At 70.1% G+C, this 5,750-nt stretch carries 5 protein-coding genes and 1 pseudogene; 2 read left to right on the forward strand and 4 right to left on the reverse strand.

The window, feature by feature from the left end:
* Positions 1 to 228, reverse strand: a pseudogene (locus A5625_RS28340) (methionyl-tRNA formyltransferase); the annotation flags it as partial.
* A 184-nt stretch (positions 229 to 412) separates the two neighbouring features.
* Between A5625_RS28340 and A5625_RS12370 the strand changes: the two are divergent.
* Positions 413 to 1,240: a class I SAM-dependent methyltransferase gene (locus A5625_RS12370; protein WP_066993660.1), complete on the forward strand. Its 828-nt coding sequence runs from the start codon at positions 413 to 415 to the stop codon at positions 1,238 to 1,240.
* A 5-nt stretch (positions 1,241 to 1,245) separates the two neighbouring features.
* Here A5625_RS12370 and A5625_RS12375 read toward each other — a convergent pair whose 3' ends face one another.
* From A5625_RS12375 to A5625_RS12385, 3 genes are all read right to left on the reverse strand, one after another.
* Complete coding sequence (locus A5625_RS12375) at positions 1,246 to 1,731, reverse strand: MarR family winged helix-turn-helix transcriptional regulator (RefSeq protein ID WP_066993663.1); 486 nt, start codon at positions 1,729 to 1,731, stop codon at positions 1,246 to 1,248.
* A 129-nt stretch (positions 1,732 to 1,860) separates the two neighbouring features.
* Complete coding sequence (locus tag A5625_RS12380) at positions 1,861 to 3,816, reverse strand: primosomal protein N' (RefSeq protein WP_066993669.1); 1,956 nt, start codon at positions 3,814 to 3,816, stop codon at positions 1,861 to 1,863.
* A gap of 136 nt (positions 3,817 to 3,952) precedes the next feature.
* The gene (locus A5625_RS12385) at positions 3,953 to 4,729 is read right to left on the reverse strand and encodes a lysoplasmalogenase (protein ID WP_066993665.1); all 777 of its coding nucleotides are present in this window, start codon (positions 4,727 to 4,729) and stop codon (positions 3,953 to 3,955) included.
* Here A5625_RS12385 and A5625_RS12390 point away from each other — a divergent pair.
* Positions 4,728 to 5,699: an alpha/beta hydrolase gene (locus A5625_RS12390; RefSeq protein ID WP_066993667.1), complete on the forward strand. Its 972-nt coding sequence runs from the start codon at positions 4,728 to 4,730 to the stop codon at positions 5,697 to 5,699. The two genes, A5625_RS12385 and A5625_RS12390, sit on opposite strands and share 2 nt — an antisense overlap.
* Positions 5,700 to 5,750 lie beyond the last annotated feature (51 nt).

Raw genomic sequence — 5,750 nt, forward strand, 5'->3', positions numbered from 1 at the left:
CGCGAGCTCCGCGATGAATTCGTCGGAGTTCGGCCGCGCCGGTCGCAGCAGCGGAATACCGCGGTCGAGCGCTTCGCGGGCGACCGGTGACGGCTCCGGCTTGCCGCGCCGTCCGGCTGCGGCGTCGGGCCGGGTCAGCACCGCGATCACCTCGTGCCGCGGTGAGTCGATGAGGCTCCGCAATGCGGGTAGCGCGGGTTCGGGGGTTCCGGCGAAGACAAGACGCACCGGCTCAGTCTAGGAAGCGGCGCGCGCCTGCCGGACCCGCCCGAGCGGCGGGAATGTGCGTGCGTACACTGTTGCTTATGGCTATTGTTTCTGGCAGTCATTGTCCGAAGAGGTAAATCGCCAGATTCCCGCCCGCCGACGACGAGGTCGAGCGACAACCCCATCCCTTTCTCAAGGAGGTCCGATGACCCTCGACACCCCCATCAGCGATGCCGCGGCGGACGCCAGATATCGCACGGTCTGGGCGCTGGGCGACTACGCCTTGATGGCAGAAGAAGTGATGGCACCCCTGGGCCCCGCCCTGGTCAAGGCGACCGGTATCGGGCCAGGCATGCGTGTCCTCGACGTCGCCGCCGGCTCGGGAAACATCTCGCTGCCGGCTGCGGCCACCGGCGCCTCGGTCGTCTCCACCGACCTCACCCCCGAACTGTTGCAAAGGTCGCAAGCCAGGGCCGCGGCCCGGGGGTTGACGCTCGACTACCAGGAAGCCAATGCGCAGGCGCTGCCGTTCGGCAACGGCGAGTTCGATGTCGTCATGTCCGCGATCGGAGTGCAGTTCGCCCCCGATCAGCAGCGTGCCGCCAACGAACTGGTCCGGGTGTGTCGGCCCGGCGGCACCATCGGCGTGATCAGCTGGACTCCGGAGGGGTTTTTCGGCCGGATGCTCGCGACCATTCGCCCCTATCGACCCAGCCTGTCGCATCCCGTCCCGCCGGCGGCGCTCTGGGGACGCCCGGGCTATGTGACCGCGCTGCTCGGTGACCCGATCAGCGATATCACCGCCACGCGGGGCATGTTGAAGGTGACCCGGTTCGCCAGCGCGGGGGCGGTGCACGCGTACTTCAAGCAGCATTACGGCCCGACCATCGAGGCTTTTGCGAACATCGCCCACAACCGGGTGTTGTCCGCCGAGCTGGACGCCGAGCTGGTGGAACTCGCACAGCAGCACCTCGCTGACGGCACGATGGAGTGGGAGTACCTCTTGCTGACGGCCCAAAAGCGCAGCGATTAGCCGACTTACAAGTCGATCTCAGCGTCCAGATGGACGTCGGGCTCGCCACCCGCGGCGGTGAATGCAGTCAGGGCCCGCACCAACCCGTGCCGCTCAGCCGGCGGCATGTTGGCCACAATGGCCGCGATCTCGGCGCGCCGGTGCGCGGTCACCTGGTGGACGACGTCGCGGCCGCGCGTGGTCAGCGCGGCGAGCAGTTCGCGGCGCGAGGTGGGGTGCGGCAAGCGGTCGATCAGCCCGGCGGCCACCAACCGGTCCACCATTCGGCCGGTGGCCGACGGCTGCACGCCCAGCAGACCCGCGAGGGTAGCCAGGTTGACCGGCCCCCGATTGGACAGGATCACCAGCGTCCGGAACTGCGCGATGGTGATGGTCTCGTCCACCTGCCCGACGGAGCGAGCCGAGATGGCCATCAGCAAACGGGAGGCCGTCAGCAATGCATCGGTGATGACGTCTAGTGACTCGTCAACGGTGGTGTGGTCCGGTGCCATATCGCCCCTCTCTGGACGCTTCCGATCTCTCGGCGGCTAAAGAACTGAAAGTGTAGCAACCTTCGAATATCGTAAGCAGAGATTATTGCATCAGCATACTGTCGCCGAGGGTAACAGTTGGTGAAAAGGTTAGCCGATGTGCAGCGGGTCGATCTGGACCCGGGCCGGCTCATGGGTTTGCCGGGCGCTGAGCACACTGACGCCGCGCCGCAGCGCCGCCGCCAGCGCCAACCCCTGCGGACGGGGCACGCGCACCAACATCCTGGTCACCGGCGCACCTGCCGGCGTGCCCGCCGGGCGGCGTACACCGGGCGGAAGGTCCACCGGCCCAAGCAAATCGGCCTGCAGGGATTCCTGATCGGTCAGCCGGGCCTCGTCCAGCAGTGCGGCCACGGCACCGACCGTCCCGTCGATGGCCGCCATGTGCACGCTGGGCGGCAGACCGACCTCGGCTCGAGAGCTCACTTCGGCTTCGGCGTGGCCCACCGGATCCCAGCGGATCAGCGATTGCACTGTGGGAAGCGAAGATTCGGCCACCACCATCACCACGCCGCCGTCGCCGCGGGCACGCACCAGCGCGGCGGCGGTCATCCAGCGCCACAACGCATCTTCGGCCGCGCGTAGATCCTGCCGGCCCAGCAGCGCCCAGGTATCCAACAGCAGCGCCGCCCCGTAGCCACCGGACGCCTGCGGCTCGGCGCCGGGGGTGGCCACCACCAGGGCCGGGCCGGCCGCGACCCCGGGAACCACGCCGTCGCCCGATGACGTGATGACCGCCGCACCCGGAAACGCGCGGCCGAGTTCTTCGGCGGTGCGGCGGGCCCCGACGACGACGGCGCGTACCGCGTCCGACCCACAGCGCACGCAGCGTCGCGTCGGGTCGACGCGGCCGCACCAGCGGCACAGCAGCGCCGCGTCCCCCTCATGCAACGACAGCGGGCCCGTGCAGTGCCGGCAACGGGCGATGGTGCGGCAGCGCGCGCAGGCCAGCGACGGGACGTACCCCCGACGCGGCACCTGCACCAGCACCGGCGCCCCGTCCTGCAGCGCGGAGCGGGCGGCTCGCAGCGCGACCGACGGCAGGCGTGCGGTGCGCGCCGCGGGGTCGCGCTCGTCGGCGTAACCGGTGTCGTCGAGGGCGATCACCCGAGGGGTGCGGGCACGCACCACCGGGCGTGCCGCGACGATGTCGTGCGCCCAGCCGCTGCGCACCAGCGCATGAGCCTCGGCGGTTCGCGCATAGCCGCCGATCAGGGCCGCGCACCGGGCTTGATGCGCGCGCAGCATCGCCACTTCGCGGGCATGCGGATACGGCGCCCGGGGCTCGGCCAGGCTGTCGTCGGCGTCGGCCCACACCATGACCAGCCCCAGATCGCTCAGCGGGGCGAACACCGCGCTGCGGGTCCCGATCACCAGCCGCGCGGTGCCGCGCAGCGCCGCCAGCCACCGCCGGTACCGGGCCGCCGGACCCAGCCCGGCCGACAAGGCCACCACGCAGGCTTCGTCGATCCGCGTGGTCGCGGCCCGCCACAGCGCGTCCAGGTCACGCTGATCCGGGACGATCGCCAGCACCGAGCGGCCGGTCCGCACCGTCTGCGCGGCGGCCTCGGTGAACCGGTCCGCCCACGACTCACCAGGCAGCGCCTGCCAGACGGCCCGGGCGGCCCGCGACTCGGCCAGGGCGGCCAGGAACTGCGCGCCCCGGCCATAACCGCCCCAGGCCGACGGATCGACAGGCTCCGGGACAGCCGGATCCCGTTTGACCAGGGGTTCCCGTTCCACCCGGGCGTGCCGGGCCGGCACCGCCAGCCGTAACACGTCGGGGCGGGTGCCGGCATAGTGTGCCGCCACCGCGTCGACCAGGCGACGGATTTCCGGGGTGAGCACCGGTTCGGCCGACACGACGCGATCCAGCCAGCCCAGCTTGCCCGGGTGATCGGTGTCGTTGCGGCGTTCCAGCACGAACGCGTCGACCAGCCGGCCATGGAAACGCACCCGCACCCGCACCCCGGGCTGCGCGTCGTCGGACTGCTCGGCCGACACCAGGTAGTCGAACTCGCGATCCAGATGCGGCACCGACAGCATCGGCAGCACCCGGGCGATGGGTTCCACCTCGACGGGGGTGGGCGCATTGGCGCTCACAGCGTCCCCGAGACGCGAATCATGTTGCTGTCCAATGTCTTTACCGTCCGGTCCGCAGCGTACCGGGCACGGACGACAATCAGTTCTCGGCGGCCGCGGAGGCGTCTCCGGCGGCACCCCCGGTGTCGTCCGCGGCAGGCTCGCGACCGAAGAAGAACCCGGCCGTGATCAAGATCTGGGCGGCCGCATACGACCACCAGATCGGCACCGCCAGCGCCTCGTTTCCCAGGACGAAGCGGCCGATGGCGATCATCGAGTCCGACGCCGCGAAACACACCGCGCCCACCGCCGTCCAGATCGTCGGCAGTTTCGCCAGTAGGGCCGCACACACCATCGCGGTCAGCACCGCGATGTAAACCGTCACCGGAATCGTCAGCTTCTCCGGGCCCAGCCGGGGCCAGAACCAGGCCAGCAACGCGATCGACGCCGCACACATCAGGACCACCGCGGCGATACGCAGCGTCGACGGCCGCGCGCCCGCGGACGCTGCCCGCGGGATCAGCGGCAGCAGTGCGGCGATGAAACACAGGTGCGCCAACAGGAATGCGGCCAAGCCGACCACGAAAGACAATGTCCACCAGGGGATCGCCAGCACCCAGTCACCGACGGCCGATAGCAGCAGCGCCGGCATCAGCCACCGCCGCTCACGGACGTTCGCGTGCCCGGCCGCCGCGAGTGTCAGCAGGAACGCCATCGAAGCCTTGAACGCCGGCTGCAATACCCAGTGCCCGGTCAGTTCCACTCCCGGCGGCAAGCGCAACGCCAGCACGGTCAGATAGATGCCGTAGCCCAGCGCGACCCAGCCGGCCACCACCCAGGCGCCGGCCATCAGACGAGGTGCGTACGGTACGTCCATGCCCAGCTTGGATAACACAGCCGAGAAACCCGCTATCGACCCCATCCTGCAGAAGGTACTGGATGTGGTTCCGTTCCGGCTATCCACTGAAGACGGAATCGACGCGGCACGGCAGCGGTTCCGTGACCTGCCGCGCCGCCCGCTGCATCCCGAGTTGCGGGTGGAGGACCGCACGATTCCCGGCCCCGGCGGACCCATCGCGATCCGGATCTATTGGCCGCCAAGCCATTCCGATGATCACCCGGAGGGCGCCGCAGCGCCCGTCGTGCTGTATTTCCACGGCGGCGGCTTCGTCGCAGGCGACCTCGACACCCACGACGGCACGGCTCGACAACATGCGGTCGGCGCCGACGCGATCGTGGTGTCCGTCGATTACCGGCTGGCCCCCGAACACCCCTACCCCGCTGCCGTCGAAGACGCTTGGGCCGCAACGCTTTGGGTCGCCGAGAATGCCGCCGCACTGCACGGCGACCCGAGCCGGATCGCCGTCGCCGGAGATTCGGCCGGTGGAACCATCGCCGCCGCGGTGGCGCAACGGGCACGGGATAACGCCGCTCCGCCGATCCTGTTTCAGCTCTTGTGGTATCCGTCGACCATGTGGGATGCGTCGCTGCCGTCCTTCACCGAGAACGCCGCCGCGCCCATCCTCGACGTCAAGGCCATCGCGGAGTTCTCCCGTTGGTACGCGGGCGAAGTCAATATGTCCGATCCGCCGTCGGACATGGCGCCGGGGCGGGCGGCGGACCTGCGCAACCTGGCGCCGGCCTACATCGGCGTCGCCGGCTACGACCCGCTGCGCGACGACGGCATCCGGTACGGCGAATTGCTGGCGGACGCCGGCGTCACCGCGCAGGTACACAACGCCGAGACGCTGGTACACGGCTATCTGGGCTACGCCGGCGTGGTGCCCGCGGCCACCGCCGCGCTCGACGCCGGACTGACGGCGCTGCGAACCGCCCTACACCGGTAAACCCGGAGCGTACGGTGAACGCATGAGCGAGCCGCGCCCGGCCCGGCCGGG

This window comes from Mycobacterium sp. 1465703.0 (assembly GCF_001672975.1).
Classification (GTDB): domain Bacteria; phylum Actinomycetota; class Actinomycetes; order Mycobacteriales; family Mycobacteriaceae; genus Mycobacterium.

Bases quoted from the DNA above. Each gene is read 5' to 3' on its own strand.
- A5625_RS12370 (WP_066993660.1), top strand. From the start codon at position 413: ATGACCCTCGACACCCCCATCAGCGATGCCGCGGCGGACGCCAGATAT.
- A5625_RS12375 (WP_066993663.1), bottom strand. From the start codon at position 1,731: ATGGCACCGGACCACACCACCGTTGACGAGTCACTAGACGTCATCACC.
- A5625_RS12380 (WP_066993669.1), bottom strand. From the start codon at position 3,816: ATGCTGTCGGTGCCGCATCTGGATCGCGAGTTCGACTACCTGGTGTCG.
- A5625_RS12390 (WP_066993667.1), top strand. From the start codon at position 4,728: ATGCCCAGCTTGGATAACACAGCCGAGAAACCCGCTATCGACCCCATC.
- A5625_RS12385 (WP_066993665.1), bottom strand. From the start codon at position 4,729: ATGGACGTACCGTACGCACCTCGTCTGATGGCCGGCGCCTGGGTGGTG.